Here is an 18182-nt window from a genome sequence, read left to right on the forward strand (position 1 = left end):
TTGCCCGCTTTCGACCATGCGGCGTCCGGACCCGATGCAAAAGTCCGCAATTGCCGCATTGCGACGATTCCCCCTTTTGTAGCGATGAAGCGTGAACAGGGCGGAAATGCCAAGCACCGGATTTCCCCGCAGGGAACCGTTTCGGGACAGGATACGGTAAACGCGCCGCGGCGTAGCAACCTATTTGCGGCCGTCGTGGCGCCTCAGGAACCGGTCGATATCGTGCTGTGCATCGGCGGGCGACGGGGTGCAGCCACCCTCGCGCCGGTACACGCAATAGTCGCGCGTGCGGTTGCTACCGCATCCGGCGAGACGATAACCGGTCAGGTCGGCCTCGCGCTCGCCCGGCGCCACCACCACGTTGAACGCGCGCGATTGCAGCGCGGCAGGCGCGTCGCCATCGTCATATTGATAGATCGGCAGGTCGCGGCGGAACAGCGTGTGGCTGGCGGCCAGCACATGGCGGCTGCGATACAGCGCCACGCCGCAAATGCCGGGCTGCTGCCCTGCGATCCGCCATGCCGCGATCAGCCGCCCGCTATTGCCCCATTGCGATGCCGACGCGCCCAGTGCCCCGCACAATCCCGACAGCAAGAACCAGCCCGCGCCCAGCGCCACCACCGCCCGCCGCGCGGCGAAGCGCCGCTGGAGCAGGTCGACGCTGCCGATCGCCGCCAGCACCACCAGGATCGAGGTGGACAGCAGGATGAAGCGATATTCCTTGTGCGGGATCATCGAATGGAGCGCGATATTGACGATCGCCGCCGCGAACAGCACCGGATAGCGCCGCGCCGCCAGCCCCGCGAGGCCGAGGATGAGGAACAGCGCCGGCCCCCACAGCTCCCACAGCGCCTGAAGATACCACCATGCCGGCGACACGCCGAACATCGCGCTGCGATTCTCGATCAGGTTCGACTGGAGGTTGCGGAACATCCACAGGAACGGCGTGGCGCCCATCGCCAGCTCGGCCAGCGCGCTGATCGCCGCCGCCGCGACGCCGCCCAGCAGCATCGGCTTCCACCGCGCCAGATCGGTCCGCGCCATGCCGATCGCCAGCACCGCGACGGAAGGCGCATATTGGAAGCGGACGAGACAGCACAGGCCGAGCATCAACCCGGCAATCACGAAGCGGCGCGGGCGCGTCTCTCCCGACAGCAACCATGCCGCGCCGAGGAACAGCGCGGTCGCAATCGGCTCCGACAGGGTGCGCGGGCCGAAATAGATCCATTCGTACCAGATCGCCCCGACGAACGCCGCGACCAGCCCATGGGTGCGCGACACGCGCCAGCCCAGCCCGGCGGCGCCCGCGATCCCGATCATCGCGATACCGACGCACACCAGCCGCGGCAGGATGATGTCGAGGCCCGATTGCGGCGCGATCGCCTGACCCAGCCCCATCGGCCCCGCCAGCCCCACCGGCACCAGCCAGGATCGCATGCCGAGGCCCGCTTCCCAGGTCCGCACCCATTGCTCGCCCAGCACGTGCCGGGCGGGCTCGAGATATTGCCACAGCTCGTCGGCGTGATGGATCGGCGGCCAGAATGCCACGGCGATGCGCAGCACCAATGCCAGCGCTACGATGCCGAGGAGCGCGCGATCGGCGGTTCGCAGCCGCTCGATCACGGAACGAGGACCGTATCGACCGCCTCGGGCAGCGTTTCGGGATAGTCGATCGTATAGTGCAGCCCGCGGCTCTCATGCCGGTGCAGCGCGGAGCGGACGATCAGGTCGGCGCTTTCCAGCAGGTTGCGCAGCTCGATCAGGTCGGCGGTCACGCGGAAATGGCCGTAATAGTCGTTCACTTCCTCGCGCAGCAGCTTGATGCGGTGCGCGGCGCGTTCGAGCCGCTTGGTCGAACGGACGATGCCGACATAGTTCCACATGAACCGCCTGATCTCGGTCCAGTTCTGCTTGATGACCACTTCCTCGTCGGAATCGGTCACGCGGCTTTCGTCCCACGGACGGATCGGCGGCGGTTCAGGAAAAGCTTCCCAGTTCGCCGCGATGTGGCTGGCCGCGCTTTCGCCGAACACGAAGCATTCGAGCAGGCTGTTGGACGCGAGGCGATTGGCGCCGTGCAGTCCCGACTGGGTGCATTCGCCCGCGGCATACAGCCCGGGCAGGTCGGTCCGCCCGTCGCGGTCGATCACGATCCCGCCACAGGTATAATGCTGGGCCGGGACGACCGGGATCGGCTCCTTCGTCATGTCGATGCCGAGGCCGATCAGCTTTTCGTAGATGTTCGGGAAGTGGGTCTTCACGAACTCGGGCGGCTGATGGCTGATGTCGAGATGGACGTAATCGAGGCCGTAGCGCTTGATCTCGGCGTCGATCGCGCGGGCCACCACGTCGCGCGGCGCCAGCTCCATCCGCGCCGCGTCATAATAGGTCATGAAGCGCTTGCCGGTCTGCGGATTGATCAGCCGCCCACCCTCGCCGCGCACCGCTTCGGTGATCAGGAAGTTCTTGACCTCCAGATTGTAGAGGCAGGTCGGGTGGAACTGCATGAATTCCATGTTCGAGATGCGCGCGCCCGCACGCCATGCCATCGCGATCCCGTCCCCGGTCGCCCCGCGCGGCGCGGTGGAGAACAGATAGGTCCGCCCCGCCCCGCCGGTCGCCAATACGGTCGCCCGCGCGGTGAACAGCTCGACCCGGCTGGTCGCGCGGTTGAGCGCATAGACGCCCCACACATTGCCCGCGCCCGAATAGCGCGCCTCATGCCGGCTGGTGGCAAGGTCGATCACCACCATGTCGGGCACGAGCGTAATGTTCGGATTGGCGCGCGCGGCCTTCAGCAGGGCCTCCTGCACCGCCCATCCGGTCGCATCGTCGACATGGACGATCCGGCGATGGCTGTGCCCGCCCTCGCGCGTCAGATGCAGCGTGTCGCCATCCTGATTGAACGGCACGCCGAGCTTGCCGAGCTGCGCGATGGCGGCAGGCGCGCTTTCGACCACGAACTCGACCACGTCGCGGTCGTTAAGCCCGGCGCCCGCGACCATCGTGTCCTCGACATGGTTCTCGAACGTATCGCCCGGCTCCAGCACCGCGGCGATCCCGCCCTGCGCCCAGGCGGTCGATCCTTCGTTGAGCTGTCCCTTGGCCAGCACCGTGACCTTGAACCGCGAGGCGAGGTTCAGCGCCGCGGTGAGACCGGCAGCACCGGAGCCGATGATGAGGATGTCGCTGTTGCGTTGCTCGTTGCCGGCCAAGTCCGTCTCCTTGCGGCCGGCTATCGCGCCTGCCGAGCGGGTGCGCAATGGGCGGCTTCTTCTGGCGGCCCCAGTCCTGCTATCGCAGCGCCATGACCGAAAGCCGCCGCGCCGAACTCGATCGCCGACTGGCCGGCATGCGCGCACGCAAGCGCGACCAGGCCAGGCAGGACTGGGACGAGAGCCTGCGCCAGGCCCTGGCTCCGATCCTCGATCCGCTGGAAATGGCGGGCGAGCCGCATGCGCTGGTTCCCATGTCGCAGGTCCGCGACTGGATTCCCGGCTGGGTGCCGTGGGGTTGGTCGGAAATGCCTTGGCATCTGGCCCCGGTCGCGCGTGGCCTGCGCTGGTGGCCACTCGATACGCCCGAGCCCGATATCGCGCTGCGCGACGCCACCGCTGCCGAGTGGCTCGACGCGCTGGCCGACAACGAGACGCCGGTGCTGATCGTCTATGAGGATTATTGGACCGCGCTGCGCGTGTCGAAGGCGGTCGCACTGCGCCATCTGCCCGCCGCGCTGGCGGCAATGCCCGAATATCGCGACGTCTGGATCCTGTCCCCGCCGCACGACTGGATCATCCGGCTCGACATGACCGGGGTCATCGAAGCGTATGAGGGCAAGCCGCCGAGCGCGAGCGATCTGGCCACCGCCCATGCCGCCCGCCGCGCAGGACGGCGCGAACTGCTGCCCGATCTGCGCCGGATCGCGACCGCCGGCATCCGCTATCGGCTCGACTATCCCGAAGACCCGGCCTATGCGCGCTGGCCCGGCCCCGGTCCCTTCCGCCCGCGCTGGGACCAGCTGACCGAAACGCTGCGCTTCGATATGCGCGCCGATCCCGAAGCGCGCGATATGGCCGCATATGATTTCGTCGCGGCACGGCCCGGCGATACGCTCCGGATGCAGCTCCATTATCAGTCGACCAGTGCGTGCCGCGTGCCCGATATCCTGATCCGCCGTCAGGCGTTCCTCGACCGGCCCGGCATGGTGATCGACAGTTTCCGCCGCCCGTTCCTCATCCGCGGCGAAGGCGCCGAATGGCTGCTCGAAATCGGCCCGGTGATGATGCGCGGCGCGGGCTGACCCTCAGCGGGAATCCGATGCTCCGCCCAGCATCACGACAATCGACGCCTCATCGACTTCAACCCGTTCGAGCAAGCGCCGCATCGACAAGAGATCGCTCTGTTCACGCGCGGCATCAAATTGCTCAAGCAGGCCGAGCGCAAACAACCGCTCGTTCACCGTCATCCCCGCAAGATCGGGTTCAGCCATTCAGAACACATTCCAAAGCCGTACCCTTTTCGGTCGGGACCAGCCGCGCCGGTCCACCCCTCGGTCCAACCCGGAAGCCCGCGGCTGTCAGTACGGCTCTTACCTGCTCGATCGGTGCCGCGAAAACGACCCCGACGGTGCGCTGCCCGCTGTCATGACGTTCGGACAACTGGATGGCTGTCACCGCAAGGCCATGCCAGCTACCAGAGATACCCATGCTCTCGGATCGATAGGACTGCGCTCGCACCGAAGCATAGTCCCTGCGCACGCCATGATAGCGCGGCGCCAGTTCCGGTCCTCCGGAGCGCTGCGACCATAGTTGGTCGAGTATCTGTGTAAATTCCGGTGCCGGCACGCAGCGCGCTGGATTCTCAAAGGCCATCAACCGAGCGCAACCGGCTCTTCGGCCGGAAGCGCCATCGCCAGCATGGCGAACGCGTATATATTACCCATTCGCCGCCCGGGTCAGGTTCAGGAACACATCCTCCAGATCGGCTTCGCGCGTGCTCACATCGACGATGCCGTAGCCGTCCTTCTGCACCGCATCGAGCACCTGCCCGGCATTCGCCTGATCCTTGCGATAGGTGATCACCAGCGTGCGTTCGCCCTTCATCTCGATCTTCTGGAAGCAGCTGGCCGAAGGCGGTGCGGGCACGTCGCGGTCGACGGTCACCTCAACCACCTTTTCCTGTGCCATGCCGATCAGGTCGCGGGTGGGCTTGTTCGCGATCAGCTTGCCATGGTTGATGATCGCGATCCGGTCGCAAAGCTGCTCGGCTTCCTCCAGATAATGCGTCGTCAGCACCACCGTCACGCCGCGCTGGTTCAGCTCGCGGACATAGGCCCAGAGCTGCTGGCGAAGCTCGACATCGACGCCCGCGGTCGGCTCGTCCAGCACCAGCACCGGGGGCGAATGGACCATCGCCTTGGCCACCATCAGCCGGCGCTTCATGCCGCCCGAAAGCGTGCGCGCATAGGCATGCGCCTTGTCCTCCAGATGCACCGCGCGCAGCAGCTCCATCGAGCGGCGCTTCTCCTTCGGCACGCCGTACAGGCCAGCCTGGATCTCCAGCGTCTCGAGCGGCGAGAAGAAGGGATCGAACAGGATCTCCTGATTGACGATACCGATGCTCGCCTTGGCGTTGCGCGGGTGCTGATCGATGTCGAAGCCCCAGATCACCGCCTTGCCGTCGGTCTTGTTGACGAGTCCCGCCAGGATGTTGATCAGCGTCGACTTGCCCGCGCCATTGGGGCCGAGCAGCCCGAACACCGAACCCTGCGGCACATCGAAACTCACGCCATCAAGCGCGCGCTTGCCGCCGGAATAGGTCTTGCAGAGACCCTCGATCGCTATCGCCGCATTGGTCATGGCCGCGGCATAGGCCAGCCGCGGACGAAGGCAAGCGCTATGCTCGGCCGCGATGCACTTCCTCGGCGGCGATGAAGGTCAGCAGCATGTCGTTGAAATGCTTCCCGGCCAGTTCGTCCGGCGGGCTGACATTGCGCGGATCCTCCAGCGCCAGCGGCTCGATGAAATCCACCCCGCGGCGCTCCAGCGCATAGCGCCATTCGCGATCGACCCATTTCGAAGCGGCGGCGTTGCGCGACCAGAAGAGGAACAGCCGGTCGCTGGCATCGATCTCGCGCAGCAATGCCGGTTCCCACATCTCGCCCCGGCGCAGCCCGACAATGTCGAGAAACACGTCCACCCCCGTCGCCTGCATTCCCTGGATCCGGCGCAGCACTTCGGCCCGGTCGGCGCTGGAATAGGACGCGAAGGCCTTCATGATCCGCTGCACGCGAACATCGAGCGACTCCGGCTCGGGCATCGCCTTCAGACCCTGCACGCTGAGATCGAAGGCGATGCTGGCAAAGGGCGTCTGGTCCATCAGCAGCTTGATCCGGCCGGGATAAAGCCCCGGCACCAGCGCGTCGGGTACGCGGGCCATGAACCCGGCGTTGCGGATCGTGCCGTTCCAGCCAAGCCGCTCCACCCGGTCCTCGACTTCGAAATCGGGGAGCTGGAGGATCGCGGTGACGATCGAATCCGCGGCCAGATCGACAAAGGACCGCCCGCCGCGTTCCACCATCTTGCCGCCGCGCGTGGCTTCGGCGGTCATGGCGGCGCGCTGGTTGCTCGGTCCGATCCACAATTCGAGGAAGAAATTGCGGCCCGGCGCCAGCGCGCGGGGAGCGACGACGAGGAAATCAGCCTTGCGCGGTTCGTCGCCGGGTGGGGCCGGCATCGGCACCTCCACCATCATGCTGCGCGCATCCCATGCATCGTCATCGCCGGGAGAGGGTGCGGCGGCGGGGATTGCGACGGTTTCGGTCCGCGCCTCGGATGCCAGGCGATCCTGGAGCGGACGCAATCGCCGCAGCATCTCGAGCAGCTTGGGATCGACCGGCTTCAGATCCGAGTACATCATCTCATGACGTTCCGCGCGCCAATCCGAGGGGAGCGGAGGAGGCGGCGGCTGCGGCCATCGGGGCATCCGCTCGACGTCCCCGAGCGCGTCGACGGCATTGGATCGGGGGCCCCACGGCACATCGTGCAACGCGATACCAAGCCGCTCCGCCAGCCCGGTCAGCACCATCCGCAGCGCGTAAAGGTCCGACGCCGCCGTCGCCGGCTTGCCGGCAAGCACCTCAGGCGCAGCGAAGGCCCGGGTCACGTGGATCCGCCGCGTCAGGCCCCGCGCGACGCCGGGCACGCGCGCGCCCGGATCGACCAGGTGAACCGAGAGATCGGGCTGCACGATCAGGTTGCCGGGGCTGATATCGCCGTGGATCATCCAGCGGGAATGGACGCCGGCGAGCGCACGCAGCGCGCCGATCGCGATCGCCCGCACCACGTGGTGCGCCGGGAGCGTGCTTTCGAGCCGGTTGAGCGGCACGCCTTCCAGCCACCGCGTCACCACGAAGGGCCGACCATCGCCTTCGCCGAGATCGAGGATCTCCGGCATGCCCGGCGGGTTCTCCGCCCGGAACTCGCGCCAGCCGACAAGATGCGCCGCAACCATCTCGCGCGCGTCGCCGTCCAGAGCCGGTCTGGCGACCTTGGCGAACACGGTCTCGCCCGTGCGGGTGTCGATCGCCCGCCAGGCGTCGAACAGCGCACCGCTCGAAAGCGGCGTCACCAGATCATAGCGTTCGGCGAGCTTGGCCATCGTCTCCCCTTTCCGCCCGGGATATTCCATGAAGCGCACGCCGTCGAGCAGACGCTGACCACTTGAGAACAAGCGAATCCCTTGTCCCCGGGCAGCTTGCACGGCATGATTGCCAACGACTGGATTTTTGGGGGAGTTCGAATCGTGAAGCCTGTCTGGATGCTTGCCTTTGTCACGCTGGCCGCCGCACCGATGCCTGCATTTGCGCAGGATTCGGCGATGAAGGCCGATGCGCGCTGCGCGATCGCGCTGCAGGGCATGTCGAGCCAGGTTCCCGAGGACACCAAGGCCGCGGTGCAGTCGCTGATGATGTACTATGTCGGCAAGATGGTCGGCCGCAGCAACCCGACCACCGCCGGCGCGGCGCTGAAGACTGCCGAGAACGAGCTGAAGCCGTCCGACTATCAGTCGGTCGTGATGGGCTGCACCAAGGAAGTCGAAGAGGTCGGCACGCTGTTCCAGGGCCTTTGAGGTCCCGGGCGGCAAGCGCGATTGCCCAGCCTCTCGCGCTTTGCTAACCGCACGCCATGATCGCACCGCCCGAACTCTCCCGCGTCACCACCGCCCGCGTCGCCTGTGACGGCGCGACCGACATTCCCGGTGGCGCGGCGCTCGGCCATCCGCGCGTGTTCCTGCAGATCGACGAGCATGGCTATGTCGATTGCGGCTATTGCGACCGGCGCTTCGTGCTGATCGGTGGACCCGCCGATGGCGCGGACCAGTCGCACCTGCCCGACATCGCCTCCGGTGCCAGCCCGCAATAAGGCCCGCAGGCGCCGGATCGCGCCGGCGCTGCTCGTCCTGTCGCTCGTCGCTGTGCCGGTCGCGCATGCGCAGGAGAAGTGCGACGATCTTCGCGCGCTGACCAATGCCGATGGCCGCAACTTTGCCGGGGTGTCGTTCGGGATCGCGCGCAAGCCCTATCGGCTGACGATCCGCGCGGGGAAGGACTCTTCCCTGCCGACCCCGGAGAATTGCGACTTCAGTGCCGATGGCGACCGCGTCGATCTCAGCTGCCACTGGCAGGGCGGCGACCCATCGGCGATGGCCGCGATGTACGATGCCATGTTTTCGCGGTTCAGCGCCTGCCTGACCGGGATACAGCCCTATTCCGGCCCATCGAACTATGGCGGGGCGACGGCCAAGCGCCGGAGCACCAGCACGATAAAGGTGCCCGGCGGCGAGACCGAAGTCGACCTGGTATTGATCGAAGCGGCGGGAACCGATTCCTATGCCAGCTATCAATATATCACCCTGTCGATCACCCATGAGGTGATGGAGAAGGACTGAGCGCATGTCGCGCAAAGGGTGTACCGGGACGCCAAGGCTCCTATATCCCTGTCCATGAGCCAGTTCACCGATCCGCGCGGTTTCCTGTACCGCGACACGCTTGACCCCGACACCGCGCAGAAACTCACTGCCGAGGCATTGGGCAAGGCCGAGGATGGCGAACTCTATCTTCAGTATCGCAAGACCGAGGCATTCGGCTTCGACGATGGGCGGCTGAAGACCGCGAGCTACGACACCCAATCGGGTTTCGGCCTGCGCGCGGTGTCGGGCGAGACCACCGCCTTTGCCCATGCCAACGAGATCACGCCCGAGGCGATCCGCCGCGCGGCCGAGACGATGGCGCTGATCGATCCGGCCAAGGGGCAGAAGGCGCCGCCGCCGCGCCGTAACAACCGCCATCTCTATACCGATGCCGATCCGCTCGATCTGGTGCCCTTTGCCGACAAGGTGAATCTCTGCCAGTCGATCGACGCCGCCGCCCGCGCTCGCGACCCGCGCGTGGCGCAGGTCTCGGTCAGCCTGACCGGCCAGTGGAGCGTGATCGAAGTGGTCCGCCCCGATGGCTTCATCGCCACCGATGTCCGCCCGCTGGTGCGTCTCAACGTGTCGATCGTGGTCGAACAGAACGGACGCCGCGAGACCGGCAATTTCGGGCTGGGCGGGCGGACCCTCTACGACAATCTCTTCCAGCCCGAGACGTGGAACCGCGCGATCGACGAGGCGCTGGCGCAGGCGCTGGTCAATCTTGACGCCGAGGATGCCCCCGCGGGCGAGATGACCGTGCTGTGCGGCCCCGGCTGGCCCGGCGTGCTGCTCCACGAAGCGGTCGGCCATGGTCTCGAAGGCGATTTCAACCGCAAGGGCACCAGCGCCTTTTCCGGACGCGTCGGCGAGCGCGTCGCGGCGCCCGGCGTGACGGTGATCGACGACGGTTCGATGGATGCACGCCGCGGTTCGCTGTCGATCGACGACGAAGGCACGCCGACGCAGGAGAATATCCTGATCGAGGACGGAATCCTGAAAGGCTATATCCACGACCGGCTGAACGCCCGGCTGATGGGCGTCGCCCCGACCGGAAACGGGCGCCGCGAAAGCTTCCAGCACGCGCCGATGCCGCGCATGACCAACACCTTCATGAAGGGCGGCAATGACGATCCCGCCGAACTGCTCAGCCGCGTGAAGAAGGGCATCTTCGCCAAGTCGTTCGGCGGCGGTCAGGTCGATATCGTCTCGGGCAAGTTCGTCTTCTCCTGCACCGAGGCCTACCGGATCGAGAACGGCAGACTGGGCGCCCCGATCAAGGGCGCGACGCTGATCGGCGACGGCCCTTCGGTGCTCACCCGCGTGACCGGCATCGGCAACGACTTCGCGCTCGACGAAGGCGTCGGCATGTGCGGCAAGGGCGGACAGAGCGTGCCCGCGGGCGTGGGCCAGCCGACGTTGCTGATCGAAGGGCTGACGGTAGGCGGGACGGCGGCTTAGGTCAGACGCCGGTCAACAGCCGATCGAATGCGCCGATGATGGCGTAATGCTCGCTGGCCAGCGACGCGACCACGGGTCCCAGCTCCTTTACCGGCAGGGTCGCGGCCAGATGGGTTGCAAGAAGATGCGGTTGTCCGTCGATCTCGAACACCGGATGCAGCCGATCCCTCGCCGGCGGCACCTTACTTACCGGAATGAGCGGCAAGACGACGCGGGTGCCGAGATGCGCCAGCGACACATTCTGACAATCGAGCACAAGGCCCGAACCCGGCACGCGGTAAACGTCGAACTGGGCCATCAGAACTGGCGATATTTTTCCAGGGGCAGGCCGTTCTCTTCGACCCAGACGTTCCAGGCCTCCGCCCAGTCGCGATTTTCCTCCGCCCATTTGCGGTCGCGTTCAGCCTTTGCGGCATCGCGGATCGCCTTCTCGCTGACCTGCGACAGGTTGATACCCGCTTCGCGCGCAGCCGCGATGACGCCCGTATCGATCGACAGATTGACCGACTTGCGCTTGCCCGAACCAATGGAGTCGTGTCTCATGCCCGGATGGTATGCGCACGAATGATGCGCGTCAATTGAGCCTCACAGGACGGGAGTGACACGCATGCCACAGGACTGGCCCCGCCTCGACTGGCCCGCATGGCGCGAGACTGCGATCCATCTCCAGCTGATGACCCAGATCGCCGGCAAGGTGCGGATCGCGCTGACGCCGTGGCTCAACCATGGCTGGCATGTGCCGCTCTACGTCACGCCCAAGGGGCTGGGCAGTTCGCCCATTCCGTCCGACGCCGGACCGTTCGAGATCGATTTCGACTTCCAGACCCACAGCCTGCGCATCGCGACCATCGGCGGCGAGCAGCGCAGCCTGCCGCTGGGGGCGGGGACGATCGCCGGTTTCTACGCCGCGGTCCTCGGCGCACTCGCCGACCTCGGCATTGCGGTGAAGATCTCAACCAAACCCAACGAGGTCCCCGATCCGGTCCGCTTCCCCGATGATCATGCGATGCGCCCCTACGACGCTGCCGCGGTCGAGGCGTTCCATGCGGTGCTGTGCCGCGTCGATCACGCGTTCAAGGCCTTCCGCACCGGCTTTCTGGGCAAGGCCAGCCCGGTCCATTTCTTCTGGGGCAGTTTCGATCTGGCGGTCACCCGCTTCTCCGGCCGCGCCGCGCCGCCCCATCCCGGCGGCGTCCCCGGCCTGCCCGACGATGTGACGCGCGAAGCCTATAGCCACGAAGTCTCCAGCGCGGGCTTCTGGCCAGGCAGCGACGCCTATCCGCACGCCGCCTTCTATTCCTATGCCTATCCCTCGCCTCCGGGCTTTGCCGATGCCACGCCCCGTCCCGACGCCGCACGGTTCGATCCCGCGCTCGGCGAGTTCCTGCTCGACTATGACGCGGTCCGCACCGCTGCCAACCCGGAGGCGGCCATCGCCGCCTTCCTGCAATCCACCTATGATGCCGCCGCCGACCTTGGCGATTGGGACCGCGCCGCGCTGGATTGCGCGCCCGGTATTCCCGGCAAGCCGCGAGCGGTCTAGAAGCGGCGCATGGCCGAATTCTTCGAAGCGCTCACCGAAGACCATTGCGCCTTCATCGCGCGCCAGCCGGTCTTCTTCGTCGCCACCGCCGCCGATGGTGCGCGGATCAACCTCAGCCCCAAGGGGATGGATTGCTTCCGCGTGCTCGACGATCGCACCGTCGCGTATCTCGACGTCGCCGGATCGGGCAACGAGACCAACGCGCACCTGTTGGCCGACGGGCGCATCACCATCATGTTCTGCGCGTTCGAAAGCCCCGCGCTGATCTTCCGCATCTATGGCCATGGCGTCCCGGTGCTGCCGCAGGACGAGGAATGGGCAGCGCTGGCCGCCGGCTTCACTTTGCTGCCCGGCACGCGCCAGATCTTCCGCGTGGCGATCGATCAGGTGCAGACCTCGTGCGGCTGGGGCGTGCCGCATATGAGCTTCGAGCGCGAACGCACCACGCTCAGCAAATATCACCTCAAGTCGAACGATGCCGAGCGGTTCGGCAAATATGCGGTCCGCACCACCAGCATCGACGGCCTGCCCGTCCGCAACCCCACCGTGCCGGTGTCCTGATGGCACTGGTCGAGCTGGGCCGCTTTCCGCCGCCCGAGGCGCACATCGTCGTCGGTCGGCTGGAGGACGAGGGGATCATGGCCTTCGCCTTCGATGCGGGCGCCAGCGTGATCGAAGGCAGCATGGCCTTCTTCATCCCGGTGCGGGTGATGGTCGACGACACCGACCTCGACGCTGCCCGCGCGATCGTCGCGAATCCTGCCTGATTTTTGGGCACGCTTTCGCAACTGCACAAAAATTTACCTTTCCGTAACATTTGATTTCGCCTGAAACCCGCAGAAAAGCGGGATTCTTGCCTCTGGCACGGCAATTGCTGCTCTGCCCCCGGGTTAAACTCGCGAGAAGAGAGGGGGCGGCATGAAACTGATCATCGCCATCATCAAACCGTTCAAACTGGATGATGTGAGGGAAGCACTGACGGGAGTCGGTGTGACCGGCATGACCGTGACCGAGGTGAAGGGGTTCGGCCGCCAGAAGGGCCAGACCGAGATTTACCGCGGCGCGGAATACAGCACCAACATGGTGCCCAAGATCAAGCTCGAGATCGCCTGCGGAGCCGACCTGGTCGACCGCGCGGTGGAGGCCATCCAGGCCGCTGCCAGCACGGGCGCGATCGGCGACGGCAAGATTTTCGTCCTCGACGTGGGTCAGGCGGTGCGGATCCGCACCGGCGAGACCGACGAGACGGCGCTGTGAGCAAGGGGAGCAACATGAAAAACGCATTGAAAATTGCGGCCGGAACCGGCCTTGCGCTGTTCGCGGCGCTGCCCGCCTGGGCACAGGACGCCGCTGCGGCACCCGCAGCCACTGTCGACAAGGGCGATGTCGCCTGGATGATGACCGCCACGGTCCTCGTCCTCGCCATGATCCTCCCCGGCCTCGCACTGTTCTACGGCGGTCTTGCCCGCACCAAGAACATGCTGTCGGTCATGACCCAGGTCGGCGCGGTGGCGTGTCTCGCCATGCTCGTCTGGGTGATGTGGGGCTACACCATGGCCTTCGGTCCGGACTATGAAGGCCCGCTCAGCAACGTCGTGTCGAACTTCGACAAGCTGTTCCTGAAGGGCGTGACTGCGTCGTCGCAGGCCGCGACCTTCACCGCCGGTGTCGAGATCCCGGAATATGTCTTCATCAGCTTCCAGATGACCTTCGCGGCGATCACCGTCGCGCTGGTGCTGGGTTCGGTGGTCGAGCGTATCAAGTTCGCCGCCGTGATGATCTTCGCGCTGGTGTGGCTCACCATCGTGTATTTCCCGATCGCACACATGGTGTGGGCGGCCAGCGGCTATTTCTTCAAGCTCGGCGCGCTCGATTTCGCCGGCGGCACCGTGGTCCACATCAACGCCGGCGTCTCGGCGCTGGTCGCGGCGCTGATCATCGGCAAGCGCATCGGTTATCCGACCGAGCGCATGACCCCGCACTCGCTGACCATGACCATGATCGGCACGGGTCTGCTGTGGGTGGGCTGGTTCGGCTTCAACGCCGGTTCGGCTCTGGAAGCCAATGCTTCGGCCGGCCTCGCCATGATCAACACCTTCGTCGCAACCGCCTCGGCGGCCCTGTTCTGGATGCTCGCAGAGCGTGCAGCGGGTCACAAGCCGTCGGCTCTGGGCTTCTGCTCGGGCGTCATCGCCGGTCTCGTCGCGGTCACTCCGGCGGCAGGCAATTCGGGTCCGTTCGGTGCCATCGTGCTCGGCGCGGTCGCTTCGGTCGTCTGCTTCTTCTTCGTGACCGTCGTGAAGCCGAAGCTCGGCTATGACGACTCGCTCGACGCCTTCGGCATCCACGGCATCGGCGGCATCGTCGGCGCCATCGGCACCGCGGTGGTCTATGCGCCGTCGCTCGGTGGCCCGGGTGCGGAAGACTATAACATGGTCGAGAAGCTGCTGGTTCAGGCACAGGCCGTGGGCGCCACCATCGTCTGGGCGACGATCGGCACCACGATCGCCATCGTCATCGCCAAGGCACTCACCGGTGGCCGCGTGACCCCCGAAGTCGAGCAGGAAGGCCTCGATCTCGGCGAGCATGGCGAGCGCGCCTACAACTACTGACAAGATTGGGCGCCGCGCCCGCACCTCTCCAAAAGGGTGCGGCGCCCTCCCCAGGTTCCTCCTGCGGACATACTGGGCCGGTGGTGATCCCACCGGCCCTTTTTTTGTTGGCGGCTAGTCGGCCTTCTCTGGCGGCGGCGGGGGAAGCGGCGGATGCCATTTGCGCCAGTCGGCTTCCGAATATTCGATACAGTTGTGGCTCGCCGCACAGTGCAGCCGCGCGTCGATCTCGCTGCGAACCGAAGCCACCGTCGAACAGCCGGTCGCGTCCGCGACGACGATCACGGTGAGCGGCAGTGGCAGTCCGATCGCCGCAACTGCGTCAAGGTTGCGATGCATCGCCGCCCGGTCGATGGCCTTGTCGTTCCAGCGCAGCCCGGAATCGCTGACGTCCAGCCGGTTGAACTGCATCAGCTCGCCATTTTCCGATCCCGGCTCGCCCCATGCCGATGGCACGCCGCCACAGCGGCGCTCGGCATAGGATTCCGGACGCGGCGAGGGAGCAGGCGAGGGCTGGCCGCATCCCGTCAGCGCGAGCGCGATCCCGAGCGCGCGCGATCCGGTGACGATGCGCATCTGGCGGACCGGCCGGGACTAGCCCAGATCCTGACGCACGAAATCGGCGCAGCGTTCGCCGATCATGATCGACGGCGCGTTGGTGTTGCCGCCCACCAGCCGCGGCATGACCGAGGCATCGGCGATGTACAGCCCCTCGACCCCGCGCACCTTCAGCCGCGGATCGCACACCGCGCCGGCATCCGATCCCATCCGCGCGGTGCCGACCGGGTGATAGACCGTGTCCGAACGCGCGCGGATCAGCCGTTCCAGCGCGGCATCGTCGTCCAGATCGATCGGATAGCGATCCTTGCCGTTGAAGCCGGTCATCGGCGGCGTTTCGAGGATGCGGTACATCGCCCGCACGCCGCGCTTGAGAGTCTCGACGTCGCGCTGGTCGCCCAGGAAGTTCGGATCGATCAGCGGCGGCACATTGGGATCGAGCGACTGGAGCCTGACGGTCCCCCGGCTCTCGGGACGCAGCACACAGGCATGGCACGAATAGCCATGGCCCTTCACCTTGGCGCGCCCATGATCCTCGACGATCGCGACGACGAAGTGGAACTGGATATCGGGCACGTCCGAAGCCGGATCGGTGGCGAGGAACCCGCCCGCCTCGGCATAGGGCGTGGTCATCGGCCCCGTCCGGTTCGCCATCCAGCGGAAGATTGCGCCGAGCGACTTGAGGGTGCCGGCCAGCGAACTGCCGAGGAACAAGGTCCCCTTGGTCTCGAACGCCGCGACATAGTCGATATGGTCCTGAAGGTCGGCGCCGACCCCCGGCGCATCGACCTGCACCGCGAGGCCCATTTCCTTCAGATGCGCCGCCGGGCCGATGCCCGACAGCATCAGCAGCTGCGGCGTCTGGAACGCCCCGCCGGCCATCACCACCGCGCGCTTTGCCCGGATCATCTTCTGCTGGCCGTCGCGCTGATAGGCGACGCCCCACACGCGCCCGTCCTCGAACAGCACGCGCTCGACCATCGCTTCGGTCAGGATCTCCAGATTCTCGCGATTCTTCGCCTCGCCCAGATAGGCGCGCGCGGCGGTCCAGCGCTCGCCGTTGCGCTGGGTCACCTGATAGATGCCCACGCCGTCCTGCCGCGCGCCGTTGAAATCCTCGTTGACCGGTATCTGCAGCGCCGCGCCCGCCTGAACAAAGGCATGCGCGCCGGGATTGGCCCAGTCCTGATCGCTGACCCATAGCGGGCCGCTGTCGTTATGGAATGCGTCGGCGCCGCGGACATTGTGCTCGGCGCGCTTGAAATAGGGCAGCACTTCGTCCCAGCCCCAGCCGCTACAGCCCAGATCGCGCCACTCGTCATAATCCTGGGGGTGGCCGCGCAGATAGAGCATCGCGTTGATCGCCGAGGAGCCGCCCATGCCGCGGCCGCGCGGCTGATATCCGCGGCGGCCGTTCAGCCCGGGCTGCGGCACCGTCTCGAAGCGCCAGTTCACCTTGTCCGGCTGGAACGGCATCATGCCCGGCATGATCGTCTTGATGCTGGTGTTGCGCCCGCCGGCTTCGAGCACGGTGACCTTGTACTTGCCGTCCTCGCTCAGCCGCCCGGCCGCCGCGCTCCCCCCGGAGCCGCAACCGATGACGACGATATCGGATTCTTCCACCGGACGCCCCTGATCCACGCGATTCCCCTCCCAGAGTAACGGCTTGGATCGAACGTCCAAGCGCTATTGCAGACGCACTGTGCCGCTCAGATGCAGTTTCCCCGCGCGCATTCGTAAATGAGGATGGCCACCGGCGTCAGCGGGACCGCCAAGGTTGCCAATGCCGCCAACGCCCAGCCCCATCGCCGCTGAAACAGGGCACGGATCGCGAACCCGAAGGCAGCGAACGCGAATGGCCAGTAGAGCCAGGCGGCAAATGCCAGTTCATAGTAGCTGGACCAGAAAATGAGCGCCGTCAGCAGACAGCCCAGCGCACAGGCCATGGCGAGATATCCGGCATGGATATCGAGCCGATCGTCGGCCGGAGCATCGGCATCATCGCTCGGCATGTACGCCCTGTTTGGCTTCCCAGCGCGCCTTGATCACCTCGCTGGTGTCGCGGCTACCGTCATGGCTCCAGCCGGGCGGCTTAACCATGTAATTCCATTTGTTGCGCAGTCCCGGCGCGCTCCAGACGTCCTTGGCGATGCCGATCCATTCGTGCGTCGCGGCCCATAACAGGCTGAAACTGCCGAGATTCTTGACGATTCCATATTGCGGTCGCTCGTCATCGCGTTCGGACACGAAGGTTCCGAACATTTTGTCCCATATGATGAACACACCTGCATAATTTTTATCAAGGTAGCGCGGGTTGGTCGCGTGATGGACGCGGTGGTGCGACGGCGTGTTCATGACGCTCTCGAACCAGCGCGGCATCCGGTTGATCGCCTCGGTATGGATCCAGAATTGGTAGATCAGGTTCAGCCCGCCGACGAAGAACACCATCGCCGGGGGGAAGCCGATCAGGAACAGCGGGATGCGGAAGATGAAGCCGAGCGAGATGAAGCCGGTCCAGGTCTGCCGCAGCGCGGTCGACAGGTTATAATGCTGGCTCGAATGATGGATGACATGGCTGGCCCAGAACCAGCGGACGCGATGCGCCGAGCGATGGAAGACATAATAGGCGAGGTCGTCGATCACGAAGCAGATCGCGAACCAGTACCAGGCATAGCCGATGTCGAAGAGCCGGAACTGGGAGAGCCACACGCCCAGCGCCACCACCGCGCCGCCGGTGATCAGCCCCGCCACCGTGCTGCCGAGTCCCAGCGCGAGCGACGTCAGCGTATCGCGCGGGCAATAGCGGCGCCGGTCCTTGGCCCATGCCACGACCATCTCGGCCAGCACGAGCAGGACGAACGCCGGGATCGCATAATCGACCGGGTTGGGCAGCCTCTCCATTGCCACTCCTTACATCAGTGTAAATTGTCCGCAAAATGGCAAAGTGCGGTGCCCGATCCACTCCGTGGATGCGGTGCCGGCCCGCTCCCCCACCCGGCCACCCAACGGAAGTATATTCTATGGGTGGCCGGGTGGGG

At 66.0% G+C, this 18182-nt stretch carries 21 protein-coding genes; 10 read left to right on the top strand and 11 right to left on the bottom strand.

Annotated elements, in window-relative coordinates; translation table 11 throughout:
* Window positions 1-180 precede the first annotated feature (180 nt).
* A complete protein-coding gene (locus P1X14_RS14615) occupies window positions 181-1623 on the bottom strand; it encodes a mannosyltransferase (RefSeq protein ID WP_277316118.1) in 1443 nt (480 codons plus the stop codon).
* Complete coding sequence (nadB, locus tag P1X14_RS14620; protein ID WP_277316119.1) at window positions 1620-3215, bottom strand: L-aspartate oxidase; 1596 nt, start codon at window positions 3213-3215, stop codon at window positions 1620-1622. Before nadB ends, P1X14_RS14615 begins: the two co-directional genes overlap by 4 nt.
* Window positions 3216-3262: 47 nt before the next feature.
* Here nadB and P1X14_RS14625 point away from each other — a divergent pair, with 47 nt between their 5' ends.
* A complete protein-coding gene (locus P1X14_RS14625) occupies window positions 3263-4300 on the top strand; it encodes a hypothetical protein (protein ID WP_277316120.1) in 1038 nt (345 codons plus the stop codon).
* A gap of 3 nt (window positions 4301-4303) precedes the next feature.
* Here the strand turns inward: P1X14_RS14625 and P1X14_RS14630 are convergent, their stop codons facing one another.
* The 3 genes from P1X14_RS14630 to P1X14_RS14640 all read right to left on the bottom strand — a co-directional run bounded on the left by P1X14_RS14630 (window position 4304) and on the right by P1X14_RS14640 (window position 7659).
* Window positions 4304-4489, bottom strand: a complete 186-nt coding sequence (locus P1X14_RS14630; protein ID WP_277316121.1) for a hypothetical protein — start codon at window positions 4487-4489, stop codon at window positions 4304-4306.
* Window positions 4490-4934: 445 nt separating this feature from the next.
* The gene (locus P1X14_RS14635) at window positions 4935-5858 is read right to left on the bottom strand and encodes an ABC transporter ATP-binding protein (RefSeq protein ID WP_277316122.1); all 924 of its coding nucleotides are present in this window, start codon (window positions 5856-5858) and stop codon (window positions 4935-4937) included.
* Window positions 5859-5895: 37 nt separating this feature from the next.
* Window positions 5896-7659 (bottom strand): TIR domain-containing protein, encoded by a 1764-nt coding sequence (locus P1X14_RS14640; protein WP_277316123.1) that lies wholly within the window; start codon window positions 7657-7659, stop codon window positions 5896-5898.
* Window positions 7660-7803: 144 nt separating this feature from the next.
* Between P1X14_RS14640 and P1X14_RS14645 the strand changes: the two genes are divergently transcribed.
* Genes P1X14_RS14645 through tldD form a run of 4 tightly spaced genes read left to right on the top strand, consistent with a single transcriptional unit; the run spans window position 7804 to window position 10431 of the window.
* On the top strand, window positions 7804-8130 hold the full coding sequence (locus tag P1X14_RS14645) for a hypothetical protein (protein ID WP_277316124.1): 327 nt from the start codon (window positions 7804-7806) through the stop codon (window positions 8128-8130).
* Between the two features lie 56 nt (window positions 8131-8186).
* Window positions 8187-8423, top strand: coding sequence for a zinc-finger domain-containing protein (locus tag P1X14_RS14650; RefSeq protein ID WP_277316126.1), 237 nt, complete (start codon window positions 8187-8189; stop codon window positions 8421-8423).
* Window positions 8407-8949 carry a hypothetical protein gene (locus P1X14_RS14655; RefSeq protein WP_277316127.1) on the top strand — a complete coding sequence of 181 codons (543 nt, stop codon included), beginning with the start codon at window positions 8407-8409 and terminating at the stop codon, window positions 8947-8949. The genes P1X14_RS14650 and P1X14_RS14655 overlap by 17 nt, the downstream gene beginning before the upstream one ends.
* 54 nt (window positions 8950-9003) lie before the next feature.
* On the top strand, window positions 9004-10431 hold the full coding sequence (gene tldD, locus P1X14_RS14660; RefSeq protein ID WP_277316128.1) for a metalloprotease TldD: 1428 nt from the start codon (window positions 9004-9006) through the stop codon (window positions 10429-10431).
* Window position 10432: 1 nt separating this feature from the next.
* On the opposite strand, the gene P1X14_RS14665 is transcribed toward tldD, so the two are convergent.
* Entirely contained in the window at window positions 10433-10729 is a 297-nt protein-coding gene (locus P1X14_RS14665; protein WP_277316129.1) for a CcdB family protein, read from the bottom strand.
* Complete coding sequence (locus P1X14_RS14670; protein WP_277316130.1) at window positions 10729-10974, bottom strand: type II toxin-antitoxin system CcdA family antitoxin; 246 nt, start codon at window positions 10972-10974, stop codon at window positions 10729-10731. Before P1X14_RS14670 ends, P1X14_RS14665 begins: the two co-directional genes overlap by 1 nt.
* Window positions 10975-11038: 64 nt before the next feature.
* Here P1X14_RS14670 and P1X14_RS14675 point away from each other — a divergent pair, with 64 nt between their 5' ends.
* From P1X14_RS14675 to P1X14_RS14695, 5 genes are all read left to right on the top strand, one after another.
* Window positions 11039-11974 (top strand): DUF5996 family protein, encoded by a 936-nt coding sequence (locus P1X14_RS14675; RefSeq protein ID WP_277316131.1) that lies wholly within the window; start codon window positions 11039-11041, stop codon window positions 11972-11974.
* A 9-nt stretch (window positions 11975-11983) separates the two neighbouring features.
* Window positions 11984-12535, top strand: coding sequence for a pyridoxamine 5'-phosphate oxidase family protein (locus P1X14_RS14680; RefSeq protein ID WP_277316132.1), 552 nt, complete (start codon window positions 11984-11986; stop codon window positions 12533-12535).
* A complete protein-coding gene (locus tag P1X14_RS14685) occupies window positions 12535-12741 on the top strand; it encodes a DUF2007 domain-containing protein (protein ID WP_277316133.1) in 207 nt (68 codons plus the stop codon). Before P1X14_RS14680 ends, P1X14_RS14685 begins: the two co-directional genes overlap by 1 nt.
* A 151-nt stretch (window positions 12742-12892) precedes the next feature.
* Complete coding sequence (locus tag P1X14_RS14690; RefSeq protein WP_277316134.1) at window positions 12893-13231, top strand: P-II family nitrogen regulator; 339 nt, start codon at window positions 12893-12895, stop codon at window positions 13229-13231.
* A 14-nt stretch (window positions 13232-13245) separates the two neighbouring features.
* Window positions 13246-14586: an ammonium transporter gene (locus P1X14_RS14695; protein ID WP_277316135.1), complete on the top strand. Its 1341-nt coding sequence runs from the start codon at window positions 13246-13248 to the stop codon at window positions 14584-14586.
* A 114-nt stretch (window positions 14587-14700) separates the two neighbouring features.
* On the opposite strand, the gene P1X14_RS14700 is transcribed toward P1X14_RS14695, so the two are convergent.
* The 4 genes from P1X14_RS14700 to P1X14_RS14715 all read right to left on the bottom strand — a co-directional run bounded on the left by P1X14_RS14700 (window position 14701) and on the right by P1X14_RS14715 (window position 18045).
* A complete protein-coding gene (locus P1X14_RS14700) occupies window positions 14701-15162 on the bottom strand; it encodes a hypothetical protein (protein ID WP_277316136.1) in 462 nt (153 codons plus the stop codon).
* Between the two features lie 18 nt (window positions 15163-15180).
* A complete protein-coding gene (locus P1X14_RS14705; protein ID WP_277316137.1) occupies window positions 15181-16767 on the bottom strand; it encodes a GMC family oxidoreductase N-terminal domain-containing protein in 1587 nt (528 codons plus the stop codon).
* Between the two features lie 86 nt (window positions 16768-16853).
* Window positions 16854-17156, bottom strand: a complete 303-nt coding sequence (locus tag P1X14_RS14710; RefSeq protein WP_277316138.1) for a hypothetical protein — start codon at window positions 17154-17156, stop codon at window positions 16854-16856.
* The gene (locus P1X14_RS14715) at window positions 17143-18045 is read right to left on the bottom strand and encodes a sterol desaturase family protein (protein WP_277316139.1); all 903 of its coding nucleotides are present in this window, start codon (window positions 18043-18045) and stop codon (window positions 17143-17145) included. The genes P1X14_RS14710 and P1X14_RS14715 overlap by 14 nt, the downstream gene beginning before the upstream one ends.
* Between the last annotated feature and the right edge of the window lie 137 nt (window positions 18046-18182).

The organism is Sphingomonas sp. AOB5, assembly GCF_029433115.1.
GTDB lineage: Bacteria > Pseudomonadota > Alphaproteobacteria > Sphingomonadales > Sphingomonadaceae > Sphingomonas.

Bases quoted from the DNA above. Each gene is read 5' to 3' on its own strand.
- P1X14_RS14625 (WP_277316120.1), top strand. From the start codon at position 3,263: ATGGGCGGCTTCTTCTGGCGGCCCCAGTCCTGCTATCGCAGCGCCATG.
- P1X14_RS14630 (WP_277316121.1), bottom strand. From the start codon at position 4,489: ATGGCTGAACCCGATCTTGCGGGGATGACGGTGAACGAGCGGTTGTTT.
- P1X14_RS14635 (WP_277316122.1), bottom strand. From the start codon at position 5,858: ATGACCAATGCGGCGATAGCGATCGAGGGTCTCTGCAAGACCTATTCC.
- P1X14_RS14640 (WP_277316123.1), bottom strand. From the start codon at position 7,659: ATGGCCAAGCTCGCCGAACGCTATGATCTGGTGACGCCGCTTTCGAGC.
- P1X14_RS14650 (WP_277316126.1), top strand. From the start codon at position 8,187: ATGATCGCACCGCCCGAACTCTCCCGCGTCACCACCGCCCGCGTCGCC.
- tldD (WP_277316128.1), top strand. From the start codon at position 9,004: ATGAGCCAGTTCACCGATCCGCGCGGTTTCCTGTACCGCGACACGCTT.
- P1X14_RS14665 (WP_277316129.1), bottom strand. From the start codon at position 10,729: ATGGCCCAGTTCGACGTTTACCGCGTGCCGGGTTCGGGCCTTGTGCTC.
- P1X14_RS14670 (WP_277316130.1), bottom strand. From the start codon at position 10,974: ATGAGACACGACTCCATTGGTTCGGGCAAGCGCAAGTCGGTCAATCTG.
- P1X14_RS14675 (WP_277316131.1), top strand. From the start codon at position 11,039: ATGCCACAGGACTGGCCCCGCCTCGACTGGCCCGCATGGCGCGAGACT.
- P1X14_RS14680 (WP_277316132.1), top strand. From the start codon at position 11,984: ATGGCCGAATTCTTCGAAGCGCTCACCGAAGACCATTGCGCCTTCATC.
- P1X14_RS14685 (WP_277316133.1), top strand. From the start codon at position 12,535: ATGGCACTGGTCGAGCTGGGCCGCTTTCCGCCGCCCGAGGCGCACATC.
- P1X14_RS14690 (WP_277316134.1), top strand. From the start codon at position 12,893: ATGAAACTGATCATCGCCATCATCAAACCGTTCAAACTGGATGATGTG.
- P1X14_RS14695 (WP_277316135.1), top strand. From the start codon at position 13,246: ATGAAAAACGCATTGAAAATTGCGGCCGGAACCGGCCTTGCGCTGTTC.
- P1X14_RS14700 (WP_277316136.1), bottom strand. From the start codon at position 15,162: ATGCGCATCGTCACCGGATCGCGCGCGCTCGGGATCGCGCTCGCGCTG.
- P1X14_RS14710 (WP_277316138.1), bottom strand. From the start codon at position 17,156: ATGCCGAGCGATGATGCCGATGCTCCGGCCGACGATCGGCTCGATATC.
- P1X14_RS14715 (WP_277316139.1), bottom strand. From the start codon at position 18,045: ATGGAGAGGCTGCCCAACCCGGTCGATTATGCGATCCCGGCGTTCGTC.